Genomic DNA, 17,318 nt, shown 5'->3' on the forward strand with positions numbered 1-17,318 from the left:
CTATCAGGGTTAGTGAAGTGACACTTGGTTCTTTTCTTCACTCTCTTGTGCATCACCAGGCGCGTCTTGCTCTTCATCTTCTGGCATCAAAAGACACCACATTTTTTCTTTCTCTTGAGAAAGTTCGTCTGCGTGGTCAGCTTTAAATTGTGCAATTACATCAGTGTCACGTTGCTTAGATGCATCTTGTGCAATAGCGAGAAGTTCTTTTAGCGCTTTCATGAGTTTGTTCTACTTTATAGTTATTAATGTTTAATAGGTTAGCAACTATTTGATGAGTTGTTAATCAAATATATAGAATTTTAGACATATTATACCAGTTACTATTTGCATCAATTACCTTTGAAAACAGAAATACTTACTGGTTTATTAGGTATGATGTAACTAAATATTCTAGCGATTAAAGGTATATGTGACCAAGTTGGTTTTACTTGGCTGAAAACGGCTGTCCTTTGACTGTTTGAAGTTTAATTGGGTAACTAGACGTTTTGTAGCGAGGTGACGCTTTTCAAATTGGGCAACAATTTGGTGAAGATTTAGATTTTCCAAGCCAAATTCGACTAGCGCGCCCATCGCTTCTCGTGCCGCGCCTTTTCCGTTCATTGAAGGCGCTAATATAATTCCAATCTCTGCAGTGTCTTGTAAAACGCTTTTACAAAGCATCTGAATTCCACAAAATGCCTGCGTTTGATTACACGTTATCGACCAGACCTTCTGTGCTGGCCAAGGCCTTTTGTTTGCTTCAATGAAAGTACTAGCGACTACTTCACTTTCCTTCTCAGAAAGGGGCTCACCTATTAATCGCATAACTTTTCTATTTTGGTACAAGCTTGCTGTTTCCTCTTTCCACTGCTGGCAAAGTAAAGCGCTGGTAAAACGAGGTGTAGCGAACTGCACTAGTTAGTACCTTTGGAGTAATCGACATCATCTATCACTGGTTTACTAACTGGTGGTATGACAAGTGTAGAGTGCTGGTTAATTTCGTGATTATGCAGTTCACCAATAGCAATCGTCGTAGCTCTGAACTCATCGATGGGCAAGGTTGCAGCTTCATATAAAATAGCGCTGTCATTCGCTTGGTAAATAGATAACAGTTTACCAGTAAGCTTTTTTCGTTGAAGAGAGCTGGAGGTAAAAACGGCACTTGAGAAATCTCCTGCAACCCCAACCTGCCATAAAACTAAATACGCAGCCGTATCTACTTCTCGTTTATATAGTAGAAACTGGTTTGCCTCGTAGTGTTGGCAACCTAGAGCACCTGGGTCTATGCCCAAATCGGCGTATAGGCACGATTCAGCTGAGATCCCCGGCAACATGTAAGCATCAAACCCTCGACTTTTAGCGATTGCGATAGCGTCATGAGGCACCTTTGCAAAAACCCCAGGGTGTCCATAAAAAGCGCCAACTACTTTTTCGCCTTTCTCCACACGCTCTAGCATTGCGCTAGTCATTTGAGCATAGGTATCGTGGCGATCTTTGCCTTCACCATAGAAAGTTTGTAGGTTTACTGTGTTTTTGTTAAAAGAGGTGATCCATGCCTCCATGTAGTGCTCAGCTACACATACGAAAACGACGTCGGCTTGCTCAATATGACTTTGACAAATAGGCGATAAATGCGCTCCAACCATCATCCCGGTTCCTACACATACTAGGCTGCCTTGTTGCATGTAACTGTTCCTTTATTATTAGGTTTTAGCTGTTTTTATCAAAAACATGTTTAAGCGCGTCAACCGTATCATTCAATGTCACTTTTCGTGCAAACGATACAACACCATTAGTGCCCTGTTCTCTGTCAAAAATTGTATAGTATTGAGAGATCAGCGGAAGACCGAGGATGCTTTGATTCGGCCAGTGTTTTAGTGGGAATATTTTAAAGGAAGCTTGGTTAAATGTGGGGGCGTGCTCCTGCCAGTAGGCTTCAGGCGGTAGCGAAAGTAAAATATCTTCACCCTCATCGCCTTCAAGAACAAACGTTAGTTCAGGCCATTGTGCCAAATCTAGCTTTTCCAAGTCTATTCCTTGCTCCTCTAAAGAGAAAGCAGCGAAGGGCTCAAGCAATGTTTTCGCGTCATCAACACGGCAAAAAATCTGCTCGATCACTTCGTTATACAAAGATTCTGGCAAACCAATCACCGTTGCTCCTGAATCTACTATCGCATTTGAACACCAGCGTGCTTCGTCCGATTTATCCAAAGCCGGCGCATTAATGCCTTCGTTTTCTCCACATTTTACGGCTTTTAACGTGACGTTATAATACTTATCGTGGAGTACCTTCACAGACATAATAGGAGGAGCATATAAGTCTCGATGAAAAATAGGCTCACCTATTACAAAAAGGCCATGATTTTTTCTATGTGCAAGCGCAGCGCGAACACAATTTCCATCTACGTTATAGACGCTTGAGCGATGTAGCCAAAAAGCGAATTTATCGGCGTTAATTTGACGCTGCTCTAACTCAGAAAAGTAGCTAGGGAGTGTGGTCGCAACGTAATCAGCTGTCTTTAGGTTAATAATTGCTGACTCGTTAGGCTCGGCCAACGCTTTTTCAAAAAACGCTTGCTCGCTCATTTCACACGTAATTTTGTCAGTGCAACGATAGGCGTGATTTAGCGGTTGATAAGCTAACCCCATAATTCCGTCAGCTTTTTTAAAACAAGATTCTTTTGTCTCTTGCGATTCTTTCGCTATTGCTACATAAGTTTGCGGCAACGAAATGCTGTGACCGAAAATGCCCAGGCGCACCGTGGTCTTAACAACAGGGCCATGCCAACTTCCTGCAGCATATTTAATTGATTGAGAGTAGTAGGTGAACCTCACATCACCATCACGTTCAACATGATAATGAATGTCGCCTAGCACTAAGGTTGAGCTTCCCGTATCTAAAATAAGATGAACGGTCTGCTGATGCGCGCCTATATGTGCTCTCACACTATAGCCGCCATCAGCGAAAGTATTGGTAATTGGCAAACGAAGAGAGCGAGTCACGTTGGCTACCTTAAATTAGCTATCGCTATAAACAGTCGGTCAAAACTACTTGTCTCTTAAAAGCTGACCATCATCCGCTTTTAACAACATCTGTTTGCTGTCTACTAAACACTTCTTCGCATAATCTCCGAACCACGCGCCGACCTTCATGAACTGTTCTACAAAGCCTTTTTTGTCGCCATTCTCAAGTAATGACAATGCAATCCCAAAACGTTCGTAAAAGCGACGTAGAAGTGCAAAGTTATCAGGGTTATTGAAAATAATATCGGCATAAAGTTGTGGTGACTGAGCGAATAACCTGCCTACCATTGCGAGTTCTAAACGATAAATAGGTGAGCTAAACATGGTGAGTGATTCCAGATTAGGATCTTCACCTTTTAAGTGTTGCCCGTACACAAACGTGTTGAAGTGACGCATTACCTGAATATAAGCCATGGCTTGGTCATGTTCTTGTGCGCTGGAGTCGTGAATGGTAGCACCCCAAATTCGCATTTGCTCAATGAGCCAACTGTATTTCTCACTGCCACGTCCGTCGCACACTACCACTACCTGTTTAATCATGCCAGGCGCGTCAGGACCAAACATGGGGTGCAGTCCAACAACCGGACCATTGTGTGCGGCAAGCATCGCCTCAAGTGGCTTAGCTTTAATACTGGTTATATCTGCAAGCACGCAATCCTCTGGCAGCATAGTAAGCTTGCTAATCACGGCTTCGGTTAGATTAATAGGCACTGCAACAACAACCAGTGAAGCACAGCTCAATAACGATGTTGCTCTACCACTTTCCCAGTCGTCTTTTTCCACAACTGAAACGTTGTAATTACTTCGTTCGAACAAGCTCACAAACACACGGCCAAGTGCCCCTGCTCCACCAATTACAACAACGTTGTCGACATCAGGTTTCACACAGCGATATTTGTTGTTTTGCGTGTGATAAGACTCTCGCATTACTCGACGTAATAAGTCTTCGGTGAGATCGGGCGACACCCCAAGTGCTTCTGCCTGAGCACGGCGGGAGGCTATCAACGCTTTTTCACGCTCTGGTACATAAACGGGCATACCAGCTTCAGCCTTAATTTGACCGACCTGGGTTGTAATTTGATTGCGTTTTGCGAGTAATTCGACAAGCTGGGTATCCAGCTCGTCGATACCTTCACGCAGCGTATCTAACTTTTTTAAGTGCTGCGATAAATCGGCCATTCTGTCTTATCCTTGAATCAAATGGCACGGGGCTTATTGGCAAATTTTTACTTGCCACATTAGGCGTTGCTTGGATTTATGCCACCGTGCGCTTATTTTGGCGTAAGGGTAACACAGTTATTAACTTATCTCTGGTTTGAGATATTAAGTTCTCTGTTGTTTCCCAATCAATACATCCGTCTGTGATTGAAACACCATACTCAAGTTCTTCTGGCTTTTTACCTTCAGCTTTTTGATTACCGGGTTTCAAGTGACTTTCCAACATAACGCCAATGATAGACTGATTGCCTTCTAGAATTTGATTGACCACGTTCTGTGCAACCAATGGCTGACGGCGATAATCTTTTGAAGAGTTCGCATGGCTGCAATCTACTACTAAGCCCGCTGTTAAACCAGCATCCTGCAACTCAATCTCGCACTCTGATACGCAAACCGAGTCGTAGTTAGGCTGCTTTCCACCGCGCAAAATAATGTGGCCATCTGGATTACCGCTGGTCCCGATAATACTTACCTGGCCTTGCTTATTGATTCCCATAAAGCGGTGACCCGATGCCGCCGATTTAAGGGCGTTTATGGCAATATCTAGGCTTCCATCTGTACCATTTTTGAATCCTACAGGCATAGACAGGCCGCTGGCCATTTCACGGTGGGTTTGCGATTCAGAGGTACGCGCACCGATAGCAGCCCAGCTAAACAGCTCAGCAAGATATTGTGGACTAATTGGATCCAGTGCTTCTGTTGCAACAGGCAGCTCTAATTCTGCAAGCCAAATTAACAACTCTCTTGCCTTACGAAGACCGGTTTCAATATCAAATGTACCGTCGATATGCGGGTCGTTAATTAAACCTTTCCAACCTGTTGTGGTACGCGGCTTTTCGAAGTACACACGCATAACGATAAATAGTGTGTCTTTGCATGATTCATGAAGCTCTTTAAGCTTAAGTGCGTACTCTTTCGCGGCTTCAACGTCGTGTATAGAACATGGTCCACACACTACAAGCAATCTATGGTCGCGACGATGAATGATATCTGAAACAATCTTTCTAGACTCAGAGATAGCCGCTAACGCTTTGTCTGACACAGGCAATTCAGCACTAAGCGCTTCAGGAGTTATAAGTACATCTTCGGTACTTACGTGAACATTATTTACGGTGTCCTTGATCATGGGAGCTCTCTTACTCTCTTAACTACAAATAAAAAACGGAAAATTAAACGCCAAAAGAGTGTGCAATCTGCATGTAAACTTTATTGTACAACCAGCTTTTTCTATATTTCTTTAACGTCATTGACTTTTTAGCAACTCAAGCGTAATAGCGCAAGTAATAACGAATAATACTTTAATCTAGGGTAGATTCGAAGCGAATGAGCATGACTGAATGGCAATAGTGCATAGGGATAGAACATTTTTTAATCGACAGTGAGGCTTGTTCCGAATTACCTCATTAGTCAAACGCTTTGTAGTGACATCCCGTCCTTACGTTTTCAAATGATCCACGAATTTAATGGCGTAATTGACCAACATAAATAAGCTAAATTTCTCATTTATTGTCAGGATTTTGTATCATTGCGACAACGGAATAATAATGAGAACACAATGCAAAATTTAGCCCTAACCTACACTGGCGACGTCGCCATTCTAACCATGCAAAATGGAGAGAACCGCCACAATCCTCTCTTCGCAAAGGAGATGCTTTCAGCGTTAAATACCATTAAAAGTAATGAAAGCTGTAAAGCGCTAGTGATCACATCAAATGATGAGAAATGCTTTAGTCTAGGTATAGACACAGACTGGCTAATGCCAGCAATGAAAGCAGCTCGCACTGAGGAAATAAAGCAATTTATGTACGGTATGGATGACGTGTTTAAAGCGCTGCTTCTGTTCCCTCTTCCGGTTATTGCTGCAATCAACGGACACGCCTTCGGAAACGGAGCAATTTTGGCGTGCGCTTGTGACTTCAGATTTATGCGCGCAGACAAAGGCTTCTTCTGTTTCCCTGAAGTAGATTTATCAATCCCCTTTCTGCCCGGTATGATTGAGTTTGTTAAAAAAGTGATGCCGTATTACAGATTTAATGAAATGAAGCTTTCCGGAAGGCGTGTATCTGGTAAAGAATTAGAGCAAGATCACGTGGTAGAAAAGGCGTACGATACACAAGAAAGCTTGATGGAAGGTGCGCTGAATTACGCTAAGACCTTTGATAAAAAGCGTGGCATTTTTGGCGAACACAAAAAGCGTCTACACAAACATATCATCCACACTATCGATAACGAGAACAAACCGTTAATAGAATCGCTTTCACTCATGGCATAACAATAATAGGCACTATGGTGAAGCGTCACTTAAGACGCTTCACCGATATTTGCTAATAAGTCTTTTCATGGGCATATCGATGTTGGGCTCTACACTGTTAGTTAGGCCTTGGTGTTCTCTTCCTAAAAAGATCGACTTTAACCCCCCAATGCAACGATGCAATTCTCATTAAAACTGTTACAGAGATAGAACCTAAAATGCACCAAATGTAAGGGATGTCTAGGGCAAACAAGGCGGCGTAAGTGAGACCACCGGCAAAACATGCACTCGCGTAAACATCTCCACGCATAACGTAAGGTACTTCTCTGCAAACCACATCGCGCATCAAGCCCCCGAAGATACCGGTTGTCATACCCATCGTTAAAGCGACAATCATTCCGGTTCCACTAATAAGTGCTTTCTCGATGCCTATGACATTAAAAATAGCAAGCCCTATGGTGTCGATAAGTATAAAGTAAAAATTGGAAGGAGAAGGCATATAGCGAATGAATAAGACTGTCGCGAATATAGCTGAGTAGGTTGCTAGTAGATACTCTGAGGTTTCTACCCAGAAAATAGGTTTTCCTAATAGGAGGTCTCTTAAAGTACCTCCGCCAAGGGCTGTCATCACGCCGACAACGACGATGCCAAACCCATTGATACTTTTGTCATGCCCCAGCAATGCTCCCGATACAGCAAAAAATGCGACGCCAACAACGCCTAACACGATAAAGTATTCTGTACTCATCCATCTCTCTATTAAGAAACCTTAATGTTTGTATTAAAAAACAGGTTGAATGGATCGAATTTCAGGCACAAAAAAGCCCGCTTAAAGCGGGCTTTTTCGAAGTTAACAATAACGCAAGGATTAGTAATCTTAGTTAAGCTTCTCTTTGATACGTGCAGATTTACCTGAACGCTCACGTAGATAGTAAAGCTTAGCACGACGAACCGCACCGCGACGTTTCACTTCAATTGAAGAAACTGCCGGGCTGTGTGTTTGGAACACACGCTCAACGCCTTCGCCGCTAGAAATTTTACGCACGGTAAAAGACGAGTGCAGACCACGGTTACGTTTAGCGATAACAACACCTTCATAAGCCTGAAGACGCTCTTTGTCACCTTCGGTAACGCGAACTTTAACAACTACTGTGTCACCTGGACCAAACGCAGGAACATCAGTCTTTAGCTGTGCTTCTTCGATTTTTTTGATGATATCTTGACTGACTTTGCTCATCATATCCTCTCGTCCTAGTTAACTGTCATCTTGCTGCAGTTGCGCTTGGAATAATTCAAGCAAACGCTGCTGCTCCTCAGTCAGAGCTAGGTGATTTAACAATTCAGGGCGACGCTGCCAGGTTCTACCTAATGATTGCATCAATCGCCACTGCCTAATTTTTTCATGGTCCCCACTTAACAACACATCAGGTACCTTTTGACCATCGAGTATTTCGGGCCGCGTATAGTGCGGACAATCCAAAAGACCGTCAGTGAAAGAATCTTCAACTGCTGAGGCTTTATGCCCCAACACGCCAGGAACTAATCGAGCAACCGAGTCCATAAGGACCATTGCTGGCAGTTCACCGCCGCTTAGCACGTAATCACCAATAGAGACTTCTTCATCTACATGGCTTTCGATTACTCGCTCGTCGATGCCTTCATATCGGCCGCAAATTAAAATTGTGCGGTCAATGTTAGCAAGGCGCTGTACGCCTGCTTGGTCAAGGGGTTTCCCTTGTGGTGATAAGTAGATCACCTTACTTTTTTCGCCACCCACTTTCTTGGCGGCTTGTATTGCGTCGGTTAGCGGTTTTACCATCATCAGCATACCGGGTCCGCCTCCGTAGGGGCGATCGTCTACTGTACGATGGCGATCATGTGTAAAGTCACGGGGGTTGAAGGTGTCAACCGATAACGTTCCAGACTTAACTGCTCGACCTATAACACCCTGTTGGGTAAAAGGGGCGAACATATCTGGAAACAGGCTAACAACGCCGAACCACTTTTCCGGTGTCACTTAAAACCCCGGGTCCCAGTCAACTTTAATGACCTTCGCTTCCTTATCCACCTCTTGTACGACTTCGTCGAACACAAAAGGTAATAGTCTTTCTTTTTGACCAAAAGCATCGCCTACATTCGCTTTAACGTGAATCACGTCGTTAGCACCTGTATTAAACACTTCTTTCACCACACCCAAGTCGTAACCTTGCGTTGTTACTACTTTCATGCCGGTGAGCTCACGCCAATAAACCCCTTCGTCGCCTAAATCAGGCAGCTGTGAAGCATTTATGTTGATATCCAAGTTTTTGATGCGCTCAGCATCATCTCGACTATCAACGCCCACAATTTTTGCAACGAGGCTTTTACCGTGCGGTCGCCACTGGTCAATTTGGTATTCTTTTTCATCGCCAAGAAACCATGGCGCGTAATCAAAAATACCTTCTGGCGTTTCTGTATAGCTGTTGATTTTGACCCAACCTTTAACACCGTACGGTGCGCCAATTTTGCCAACAATCACTTTGTCAGACGCTAGACTCATCTATACCACCAGTTAATAACAGCTTACGCTGCAGATTTTTTCGCTTCTTTTACCAAGCTAGAAACGCGATCTGATAAGCTCGCGCCTACACCAACCCAGTATTCAACACGCTCTAGATCTACGCGAAGACGTTCCGCTTGACCTTGTGCAGTTGGGTTGAAGAAACCGATGTTTTCAATGAAACGACCGTTTCTTGCACGACGGCTATCAGCCACCACTAGTTGATAAAATGGACGCTTTTTCGCGCCACCACGCTGTAAACGAATAGTAACCATAAATGCCTCAAACTCGTTGTAGCGTTACCGTTAACTTAAGCCTTCAACCAACGTCTAAAAATTAGACACCAATTAGAAGGCCGCCGAATTATACGGATATCACCACTCAATGCAAGTAAAAACCTGATTTATCCTTTGTTTAGTTCAATATCGCTCCCGTAAGTAGGTGATGGCCTAAGAACGCAAATACACATGCATGATCTTTCGCAAATTTCTTTAAAATATCATCTGGTGGTGTATTGTTAACGTAGCACTAGGATTTAGTGTGGATAAAAAACTTAAGCCATATGCAGTTTAAAGGATGGCAGTTAACTGGATTTTAGTTTTTCTCTGGCGCATTTGTTAATCAAAGGCTTCAGTAAATGGATCACGAAGAAGGATTATTCGAATGAAATTATCATCACTCATACTCGCTACATCAATTGCTCCACTTTTCGCGTGTTCATCCGCTACAGATATGGTCACACAACAAGCAGAAGTCCAACCCAATGAAGCTCGTATAGACTTTTTCGCTAACCGCGGAGAAGCCTTTGACAATAAGCGAGAGTACGTAAAGTTGATGTGTTTTAACCAACGCCCTAACGGTGCGTTAGTTCTTCGGGATGTTGAGCCGGGAGAGCATGTTCTATTTGTTCAAGCCAGTGTCGTAAACACTGACCTGCCTGATGGTACCACTCGCGAGGCGATAGTTAGGCTAGATGTAAACTTAGAAGGCGGCAAGCGTTACTCGCTCAACCAATCTCGTGACCATCACGATATGAAAGTATGGCTCCAAGAAACGGATTCTGGCGTCCCTGTTTCTGAAATCGTTACAACCCGTGTTGAATACCCAAAATCGGTGGGAGATTTACGCCTTGAACAATGCAAGGAAGGCACAGTTTAAAAGTACTCGCTTTTTTCAATAACGATTATAGACGACGCAGGGTTACACTTGCGTCGTTATAGTCGTAGGGAACGTTTTGCCACTGTGGCTTTTTAAGCGCTTGTGATTTTGTCTCTTCTGCCTCGGCAAATTTGTTTGATTTGAGTATTAAGCTGGGAAAGCCTTGGGCGCCTATACTACGCGCCATATGCATTTCTTCGTTTAATTTCTCAATTGTACTTTCACTATTGAGTGCTATTTCAAAGCGCTCGACATCAAGCCCTATTTCTTCAGCAAATGCTATCAAGGTATCAAAATCCGACGGGTTTTTCGCATTCAGGTAATACCCTTCTTGAATTGCCTTGATCATTGCCTTCTCTAATGCTTTTGCTTCATCGCTATCTCTAGCCTGCGCTTTTGCTGCAAGAACTGCTCGACATGAAGGATAGGTCGAACGACGAGGCTGACACTTTGTCCAAAAATCATAGTTGAATTGTGTTCCAGGCACACGATCTTGAATAGTTTGCCAATAGCCTGCAATAGTAAATTTCATTTGTTCCGGCATAGGTAAATCACTATCCGGTGCGAGCCCGCCAAGCAAGTAGACAACCTCAATGTCGTTGGGTAACTCACGCTGTATTTGCTCCCAAGTAGGAACGAATGCCCAACACCAACTGCACATTGGATCATGAACATAATACAAAGTACGTGTTTCACTCATCGTTATTTTCCCGTTTTAACTATTTTGCTTTGCTTCTGCGACGTTAACTTTCATCCCAGCGTAAATACTGCCACTGTAATCGCATTGCCTACGTCCAATGTACATGCTTTGCCGTATAATCCAAATAATGAATTTTAATAAGCGTAGCGAAATCAACGCTATGAATTAGCTATGCGCATGAAGAGGTAATTTTGACAACACCACTCGCTAGTGTATCAACCAAACAAGTCTTACAGTGGATTGGCTCACATTTACTTCGCTACAAAGCGCGCGTTGTAGGTGCAGTTATAGCACTTTTCACGGCCGCAGTTGCATGGCTTTTACTTGGGCAAGGCATTAAGTACGCTATCGACAGCGGCTTCATAGAAAACGCAGCGGATACGTTAAACAAAGCCACAGTATTAGTGCTAGCCATTACTATCGTGGCCTGTTTAGCAACATATGCGCGCTTTTACTTAATGACTTGGCTTGGCGAGCGCGTTAGTGCTGATATCAGAAACCAGGTATATGCGCACTTGCTGTCTCTTCCGCCTTCATTTTTCGCGGAACTTAGAACTGGCGAGGTCATTTCTCGATTTACCAGCGACACTACAATTATCCAGACTGTAGTGGGAATGAGTTTGTCGATGACCCTTCGCTCGGTCGTGACTTTCGTTGGTGCACTGGCACTTATGACGTTTTCTAGTCCCCTTCTTACCTTCTGTGTAATTGTTGCAGTACCCGCGGTGCTGGTCCCTATCAAGGTACTGGCGCCTCAAGTGCGCCGTTATGCCAAAGAAAGCCAGGACAAAGTGGCAGACTTGGGTGCACGCATTGATGAAAGCCTCCATGAAATTATGACCGTACAGGCCTATACCGCTGAAAATGCCGAACGACTGCATTTCTCTAAAAAGGTAGAGCTTGCCATGGACGTAGCTAAAAAGCGTATTCACTATCGCTCACTACTTATTGGCTGCATCATGTGTATCAGTATGACGGCCATCATCTTTATTGCTTGGGTGGGGGCAAGACAAGTATTAGACGGCACTATGACCGTAGGTGAACTCTCCGCTTTCCTTTTCTATGCCGTAATGGCTGGCGGCAGTGTGGCCACAATCAGCGAAGTCATTGGTGAAGTACAGCGAGGTGTTGGTGCAAGTGAGCGTTTGTACGAGCTATTTACCACTGAGCCTTCTATTCGATCTTTGAATGGTGACACAGCTGAAGCCTCTGCTTCTTCAACGTACTCAGCATTAAAAGGAGCAAGCGCTACACCGATAATCTCCAAAGCGGCACCAAAAATAGAATTGGAAAATGTCAGCTTTGCTTACCCCAACAGCAAACCTTTGTTTGATAATTTAAACATTAACATTCAAGCAGGAGAACGTCTTGCTCTGGTAGGAGCAAGTGGCGCAGGCAAAACAACGCTATTTCAATTATTAATGCGCTTCTACGACCCAAGTGCCGGACAAATACTGTTCAATGGTGCGCCTATCAACAAAATGCCTGTAGACGTTCTGCGCCAACATATTGCGATAGTTACCCAAGAGCCCGTGGTCTTTGCTGATACCGTGTTGGAAAATATTCGCTACGGCAGCCCACATGCAAGTGACGACGCCGTGATAAATGCAGCGAAGCAGGCATTTGCCCACGAATTTATCGATAACCTAGATGAGCGCTACAACACACAGTTAGGCGAACGAGGCGTAAAACTTTCTGGCGGTCAAAAACAACGTATTGCTATTGCTCGCGCTATTTTGGCCGACCGCCCAATTTTACTCCTCGATGAAGCAACAAGTGCGCTTGATGCGATGAGTGAGCGTATGGTTCAACAAGCGATAGATAGATTAATGGTAGGTAAAACCAGCATTGTGATTGCTCACCGACTTGCGACGGTGCAGCACGCCGATCGCATATTAGTTATGGATAAAGGTCAGGTCGTAGGAAGCGGCGACCATGCATCGTTAATGAAAAGCGATACCCTGTACAGGGAATACGCCGAACTGCAATTGCTTAGCTGAACCGCCTGTGGTGCTATACGGTACAAACAACGAGGTCGACCAATCGACTACAAAACATACGTTTTGGTAATACAAAAATAAAGGGCCAGAAGCTTTTTCTGCACAGGTTCCAATAACGCTACGGGTTTAAAATGAAAAATTCATTCTATGGTGCAATGAAGACATGGACAGGTCTTTGCGCTCTTTTTTTAATGATGGTGCCAACTGCAAATGCGCAGTTTATGGGAGACAGGCAAGCAAAGCTTGTAGTAACCAAGCCCATTGAATTTATGAACGAAACGCGAAAAGTGGAAGCAGTAGGTAGTGCTGAAGCCGTTCGTTCAATTGTGTTGTATCCTGCCGTCGCTGATGAAGTAACAGAAATTAACTTTGTCCCTGGGCAAACAGTAGAAAAAGGAAAGGTGCTTGTTCGTCTTGATGATAGACGTCAGCAAACGGCATTAAAACGCGCCAAACTCACTTTGGAAGACGCACAGCGCACCGTAGAACGATTAGCATCAAGCTATAAGCAAGGCGCTGTGCCGGTCAGTGAATTGGACTTAGCACGCACTCAACGTGACCTTGCAGAAGTTGCATTGGAAGAAGCTCAAGCCGATTTACAAGACAGACACATCGTTGCGCCTTTTGACGGTGTGGTGGGCATAACTGACGTTGAAGTAGGCGATCGCATTAACGAGCAGACTGTGATCGCTACACTGGATAACAGAAGCAAACTCTTTATTAACTTCAGAGCGCCTGAAGCAGCATTGCCCGTTTTACTGGATGCGCCAAACGTAACGCTTGAGCCATGGAGTGACAGAGAGAAACTAGTAAGAGCCGAAATAGCTCAGGTTGATTCTCGTATCAATGAGGCAGATAGAACGCTTCGCGCTAGAGCATTACTCGACAACTCTTCTGATCAATTTCGCCCTGGCATGAGCTTTCGGGTTAATTTAAGCATTGAAGGCGATCGCTTTGCTGCCATTCCAGAAGCCGCACTTTTGTGGGGAGCTACTGGCGCTTACATATGGCTTGCCGAAGACGGTAAGGCTAAACGTGTTGACGTGAGTGTTCATCAGCGTCTTAGAGGAACTATCCTTGTTTCGGGCGACATTGAAGAAGGTGACACACTAATTTCTGAAGGTGTACAACGCTTACGTACCGGACAAGAGATTACTACCGAACTGGCCGGAGGGCCTCAAGGTGAGTGATCCAAACCTATCTTCGTCAGTTAGCGACTTACCATCGCTATCTATTCGACGCCCGGTTCTTATTGTTGTACTAAATCTACTTATTGCTATCGCTGGGTTTGCTGCATTGAGCGGTCTTGAAGTGCGCGAACTGCCCGATGTAGATACACCTCAGGTAACCGTTACAGCAGAATTTCCCGGCGCATCTCCTGAAACAGTAGATGCCGAAGTAACTGGTCGCCTTGAAGGTGCGGTTGCGCGTGTGAGTGGCGTCAAAGACATCTATGCGCAAAGTGAAGAAAACTCGGCCCGTGTTCGGGTTGAGTTTCGCCCCGGCGTTAACTTGGAAGACGCGGCTAACGAAGTACGTGAATCGGTCAGTCGAATTCAGCGACAGCTTCCGGAAGATGTCGAACAAGTATCGATCATTCGGGCCGACAGCGACGCTCAGGCAGTTGTAAGCCTTGCTATTTCAAGTGATACCTTGGACATGGAGACGCTCACCGAACGTGTAGACACCGATGTAGCACCGTTGTTTTTAAGCATTCCTGGCGTTGCCGACGTTATGTTAGATGGAGAAAGAGAGCGTGTGCTGCGCGTTTCTGTGGATCCTCTACGATTAACCAGTTTTGGCCTATCGATGAGTGACATTGCTAATGCATTATCGCTTGCGCCTTTTGATGTACCCGCTGGCAGTATTCAATCTGCCGAACAAGCGTTAATCGTCCGAGCTGATGCAACTTCGGTATCGGCAGAAGATGTGGGTAACATTGTTGTAAGCGGTGACATTCGAATTAATGATGTTGCCAGTGTGTACTTCGGCCCTGCCGACACCACCAGCGTAGTTCGTTTGGATGGAACGCCAGTCATAGGCGTTGGCGTAATACGTCAAGCAAGCTCTAATACTATTGAGATTTCGGATGAAGTGCTGGCCATGGTCGCAGACCTCGACAAGCGTTTTACTGATATGCATATCGTAGTAACGTCCGATGATGCAGAGTTTATCCGCGACTCGGTTAAAGAAGTGGTCGTCTCTCTCAGCTTGACCGTGGCGTTAGTCGTGGTCACACTCTTAGTGTTTATTGGTTCATGGCGTGCCACCATCGTCCCTGCCCTGTCGATACCCGTTTCGCTAGCGGGTGCACTGGCTATTATTTGGGGCATGGGCTTTTCCATTAATATTCTTACCCTCCTCGCTCTTGTATTGGCCACGGGTATGATAGTAGACGACGCTATTGTGGTTTCTGAAAATATACAGCGTCGTAGAAGTATGGGTCTAGGTGCCCGTGCGGCTGCCGTGGTGGGCACACGAGAAGTATTCTTCGCAGTGGTAGCAACAACCGCTGTACTCGCCTCAGTATTTATTCCCATCGCATTCCTTCCTTCTACTGCAGGGCTTTTATTCAGGGAGTTTGGAGGCGTATTAGCTGGCGCTGTTATAATCTCATCTTTCGTCGCCCTTTCCTTGGTTCCTGCACTTACCGCCCGACTTAAGGTGAAAGAAGCGAAAGAAAGCGGTTTGTTTAGCAGGACCTTTGGCCGTTTTGGCAACGCTTGTTTGCGCCTGTATCAGGCGTCATTATTAAAAGCGCTCAAATATGGCTGGGTAGTTGGTGTGTTAAGCTTAGCAGCTGGCGGTGGCGCTTATATTTTATCGCAAAATATCGATAATGAATTACTGCCAAGCGAAGACAGAGGAACAATTCGTATTTTTGCACGGGGTCCAGACGGTGCTGGCCTAAACTTTATGGACAGACAAGCTGAAAAGATGGAAGAACTGCTGCTTCCCTATGTGGATAACGGCACCATAGATTCCATTTACACGGTAGTCGGTTCGTGGGATCCCAACATCGTCTTTATCACAGCGCCTTTGAAGCATTGGGATGACCGAGACAAATCTTTACAAGAAGTAGTAAATGAAATACGCCCTAAGCTTCAGCAAATTCCTGGCGCGCCAGGCAGTGCCTTTGGCGGCAATAGTTTGAACCTTCGCGGTCAAAGCGGCGGGCTTGAAATAGCTTTAACTGGCGACACTTATGAAAACATTTTCGAAGCTTCACAAGCGTTCTCTCGTCAGATTGAAGATGCACTACCTGAACTAGGTAGACCGAGAATAAGCTACGACCCTACCCAACCTCAGATGAGAGTAAATATTGACAGACGCCGTGCTGAAGAACTGGGCGTGCCGCTTACCGATATAGCAAGTACCCTGCGCGCCGCAGTGAACGGCGATGATATCGCAGATTTGAATGTGGGCGACCAATCTATCCCTATCATGCTGCAAACTAATAATCGCAGTACATTAGATCCATCTGAGCTTACTAGCTTATATGTGAAAAGTACCGACGGAAACTTGGTGCCTCTTTCTAGCGTAGCTTTCATCAGTGAAGAAGGTGTTGCCGCTGAATTAGAGCGTCAGGCACAGCGCCGCGCAATTAAGCTGGAAATGGAATTGCCCGAAGACGTAGCGCTTAGCAATGTAGTGGAAAATATTCGCAATCTAGCAGCAGAATCATTACCGAACGGTATCGGGCTTGTGTTTCTTGGCGAAGCACAAACTTATGAAGAAACGTCTAAGCAAGTAGCGCTCACCTATGTGTTGGCTTTTGTCATTGTACTGCTTGTATTGGCTGCACAATTTGAAAGTGTGAACAGTGCGGTTGTGGTTATGCTTACCGTTCCTTTTGGTATTGCAGCCGCGGTCTATGCCCTGTTTTTAACCGGCACCAGCATTAATATTTACTCGCAAATTGGCTTGGTAATGTTGATAGGTCTTCTCGCCAAAAACGCGATTCTTTTGATTGAATTTGCCGACCAGCTTCGCGATAAGGGTTATGATATTTACGATGCTATCGTTGAGGCTGGTAGAGTGCGATTACGCCCTATTATGATGACGCTGGTTTCAACAATCCTAGGTGGCCTGCCGCTCATTCTGTCCACAGGCGCTGGCGCAGAAGCTCGTAATGCTATTGGCTGGGTCGTATTTGGTGGATTGGGTATTGCCGTAGTATTTACCCTTTACCTGACACCGGTTTTGTATCTTGCACTTGCCCGATTTACCAAGCCACGTGCAGACGAAAGCGCTAAGCTTGAGAAGGAAATGGAAGAAGCCAACGCACAGCATTCCTAGGATTTACCCGCTTAAGTAGGCGCTATGCCTATTTAAGCGGCACCTAAACGGCGACTGTGCGCTAGATTTGCTTTGAGAATTAAGAGAGACGCCCAAGCTACGTGTGTTGTAACAACAAGTGTTACTACTCGCGTTAAGGCTTGGGCG

General features: G+C 45.0%; 17 protein-coding genes. 5 read left to right on the forward strand and 12 right to left on the reverse strand.

The genetic code is table 11. The features are described from left to right. Nucleotides 1-9: 9 nt before the first annotated feature. The 6 genes from QVA83_RS06710 to QVA83_RS06735 all read right to left on the reverse strand — a co-directional run bounded on the left by QVA83_RS06710 (nucleotide 10) and on the right by QVA83_RS06735 (nucleotide 5,350). A complete protein-coding gene (locus tag QVA83_RS06710; RefSeq protein ID WP_014978742.1) occupies nucleotides 10-222 on the reverse strand; it encodes a hypothetical protein in 213 nt (70 codons plus the stop codon). 171 nt (nucleotides 223-393) lie between these two features. Next, nucleotides 394-897 carry a GNAT family N-acetyltransferase gene (locus QVA83_RS06715; protein ID WP_014948842.1) on the reverse strand — a complete coding sequence of 168 codons (504 nt, stop codon included), beginning with the start codon at nucleotides 895-897 and terminating at the stop codon, nucleotides 394-396. Next, entirely contained in the window at nucleotides 897-1,667 is a 771-nt protein-coding gene (locus QVA83_RS06720) for an SAM-dependent methyltransferase (protein WP_156078101.1), read from the reverse strand. Before QVA83_RS06720 ends, QVA83_RS06715 begins: the two co-directional genes overlap by 1 nt. Nucleotides 1,668-1,692: 25 nt before the next feature. Next, nucleotides 1,693-2,985: a pepsin-like aspartic protease gene (locus QVA83_RS06725; RefSeq protein ID WP_156078100.1), complete on the reverse strand. Its 1,293-nt coding sequence runs from the start codon at nucleotides 2,983-2,985 to the stop codon at nucleotides 1,693-1,695. Nucleotides 2,986-3,030: 45 nt separating this feature from the next. Continuing rightward, on the reverse strand, nucleotides 3,031-4,185 hold the full coding sequence (gene tyrA / locus QVA83_RS06730) for a bifunctional chorismate mutase/prephenate dehydrogenase (RefSeq protein WP_014976023.1): 1,155 nt from the start codon (nucleotides 4,183-4,185) through the stop codon (nucleotides 3,031-3,033). Between the two features lie 76 nt (nucleotides 4,186-4,261). After that, nucleotides 4,262-5,350 carry a 3-deoxy-7-phosphoheptulonate synthase gene (locus QVA83_RS06735; protein ID WP_014948838.1) on the reverse strand — a complete coding sequence of 363 codons (1,089 nt, stop codon included), beginning with the start codon at nucleotides 5,348-5,350 and terminating at the stop codon, nucleotides 4,262-4,264. A gap of 429 nt (nucleotides 5,351-5,779) precedes the next feature. On the opposite strand from QVA83_RS06735, the gene QVA83_RS06740 reads away from it, so the two are divergent. Next, the gene (locus QVA83_RS06740) at nucleotides 5,780-6,496 is read left to right on the forward strand and encodes an enoyl-CoA hydratase/isomerase family protein (protein WP_156078099.1); all 717 of its coding nucleotides are present in this window, start codon (nucleotides 5,780-5,782) and stop codon (nucleotides 6,494-6,496) included. A 97-nt stretch (nucleotides 6,497-6,593) separates the two neighbouring features. Here the strand turns inward: QVA83_RS06740 and QVA83_RS06745 are convergent, their stop codons facing one another. The 5 genes from QVA83_RS06745 to rpsP all read right to left on the reverse strand — a co-directional run bounded on the left by QVA83_RS06745 (nucleotide 6,594) and on the right by rpsP (nucleotide 9,289). Then, nucleotides 6,594-7,223, reverse strand: a complete 630-nt coding sequence (locus tag QVA83_RS06745; RefSeq protein ID WP_014948836.1) for a trimeric intracellular cation channel family protein — start codon at nucleotides 7,221-7,223, stop codon at nucleotides 6,594-6,596. Between the two features lie 129 nt (nucleotides 7,224-7,352). Next, nucleotides 7,353-7,712, reverse strand: a complete 360-nt coding sequence (gene rplS / locus QVA83_RS06750) for a 50S ribosomal protein L19 (RefSeq protein ID WP_024015986.1) — start codon at nucleotides 7,710-7,712, stop codon at nucleotides 7,353-7,355. Between the two features lie 18 nt (nucleotides 7,713-7,730). Further along, nucleotides 7,731-8,492 carry a tRNA (guanosine(37)-N1)-methyltransferase TrmD gene (gene trmD, locus QVA83_RS06755; protein ID WP_156078098.1) on the reverse strand — a complete coding sequence of 254 codons (762 nt, stop codon included), beginning with the start codon at nucleotides 8,490-8,492 and terminating at the stop codon, nucleotides 7,731-7,733. Further along, the gene (gene rimM / locus QVA83_RS06760; RefSeq protein ID WP_014948833.1) at nucleotides 8,493-9,014 is read right to left on the reverse strand and encodes a ribosome maturation factor RimM; all 522 of its coding nucleotides are present in this window, start codon (nucleotides 9,012-9,014) and stop codon (nucleotides 8,493-8,495) included. Nucleotides 9,015-9,037: 23 nt separating this feature from the next. Next, nucleotides 9,038-9,289, reverse strand: a complete 252-nt coding sequence (gene rpsP / locus QVA83_RS06765) for a 30S ribosomal protein S16 (protein ID WP_014948832.1) — start codon at nucleotides 9,287-9,289, stop codon at nucleotides 9,038-9,040. 388 nt (nucleotides 9,290-9,677) lie between these two features. Between rpsP and QVA83_RS06770 the strand changes: the two genes are divergently transcribed. After that, a complete protein-coding gene (locus QVA83_RS06770; RefSeq protein WP_039227272.1) occupies nucleotides 9,678-10,172 on the forward strand; it encodes a hypothetical protein in 495 nt (164 codons plus the stop codon). 25 nt (nucleotides 10,173-10,197) lie between these two features. On the opposite strand, the gene QVA83_RS06775 is transcribed toward QVA83_RS06770, so the two are convergent. Continuing rightward, nucleotides 10,198-10,872, reverse strand: coding sequence for a DsbA family protein (locus tag QVA83_RS06775; RefSeq protein WP_156078097.1), 675 nt, complete (start codon nucleotides 10,870-10,872; stop codon nucleotides 10,198-10,200). Between the two features lie 191 nt (nucleotides 10,873-11,063). On the opposite strand from QVA83_RS06775, the gene QVA83_RS06780 reads away from it, so the two are divergent. From QVA83_RS06780 to QVA83_RS06790, 3 genes are all read left to right on the forward strand, one after another. Then, on the forward strand, nucleotides 11,064-12,872 hold the full coding sequence (locus tag QVA83_RS06780; protein WP_156078096.1) for an ABC transporter transmembrane domain-containing protein: 1,809 nt from the start codon (nucleotides 11,064-11,066) through the stop codon (nucleotides 12,870-12,872). A gap of 131 nt (nucleotides 12,873-13,003) precedes the next feature. Further along, the gene (locus QVA83_RS06785; RefSeq protein ID WP_156078095.1) at nucleotides 13,004-14,062 is read left to right on the forward strand and encodes an efflux RND transporter periplasmic adaptor subunit; all 1,059 of its coding nucleotides are present in this window, start codon (nucleotides 13,004-13,006) and stop codon (nucleotides 14,060-14,062) included. Next, nucleotides 14,055-17,171, forward strand: coding sequence for an efflux RND transporter permease subunit (locus QVA83_RS06790; protein WP_061094605.1), 3,117 nt, complete (start codon nucleotides 14,055-14,057; stop codon nucleotides 17,169-17,171). The genes QVA83_RS06785 and QVA83_RS06790 overlap by 8 nt, the downstream gene beginning before the upstream one ends. Nucleotides 17,172-17,318: the final 147 nt, after the last annotated feature.

Source organism: Alteromonas sp. AO-Serp (genome assembly GCF_017849675.1).
GTDB lineage: Bacteria > Pseudomonadota > Gammaproteobacteria > Enterobacterales > Alteromonadaceae > Alteromonas > Alteromonas macleodii.

Bases quoted from the DNA above. Each gene is read 5' to 3' on its own strand.
- QVA83_RS06745 (WP_014948836.1), bottom strand. From the start codon at position 7,223: ATGAGTACAGAATACTTTATCGTGTTAGGCGTTGTTGGCGTCGCATTT.
- QVA83_RS06770 (WP_039227272.1), top strand. From the start codon at position 9,678: ATGAAATTATCATCACTCATACTCGCTACATCAATTGCTCCACTTTTC.
- rplS (WP_024015986.1), bottom strand. From the start codon at position 7,712: ATGAGCAAAGTCAGTCAAGATATCATCAAAAAAATCGAAGAAGCACAG.
- QVA83_RS06735 (WP_014948838.1), bottom strand. From the start codon at position 5,350: ATGATCAAGGACACCGTAAATAATGTTCACGTAAGTACCGAAGATGTA.
- tyrA (WP_014976023.1), bottom strand. From the start codon at position 4,185: ATGGCCGATTTATCGCAGCACTTAAAAAAGTTAGATACGCTGCGTGAA.
- rpsP (WP_014948832.1), bottom strand. From the start codon at position 9,289: ATGGTTACTATTCGTTTACAGCGTGGTGGCGCGAAAAAGCGTCCATTT.
- QVA83_RS06785 (WP_156078095.1), top strand. From the start codon at position 13,004: ATGAAAAATTCATTCTATGGTGCAATGAAGACATGGACAGGTCTTTGC.
- QVA83_RS06775 (WP_156078097.1), bottom strand. From the start codon at position 10,872: ATGAGTGAAACACGTACTTTGTATTATGTTCATGATCCAATGTGCAGT.
- QVA83_RS06720 (WP_156078101.1), bottom strand. From the start codon at position 1,667: ATGCAACAAGGCAGCCTAGTATGTGTAGGAACCGGGATGATGGTTGGA.
- rimM (WP_014948833.1), bottom strand. From the start codon at position 9,014: ATGAGTCTAGCGTCTGACAAAGTGATTGTTGGCAAAATTGGCGCACCG.
- QVA83_RS06710 (WP_014978742.1), bottom strand. From the start codon at position 222: ATGAAAGCGCTAAAAGAACTTCTCGCTATTGCACAAGATGCATCTAAG.
- QVA83_RS06740 (WP_156078099.1), top strand. From the start codon at position 5,780: ATGCAAAATTTAGCCCTAACCTACACTGGCGACGTCGCCATTCTAACC.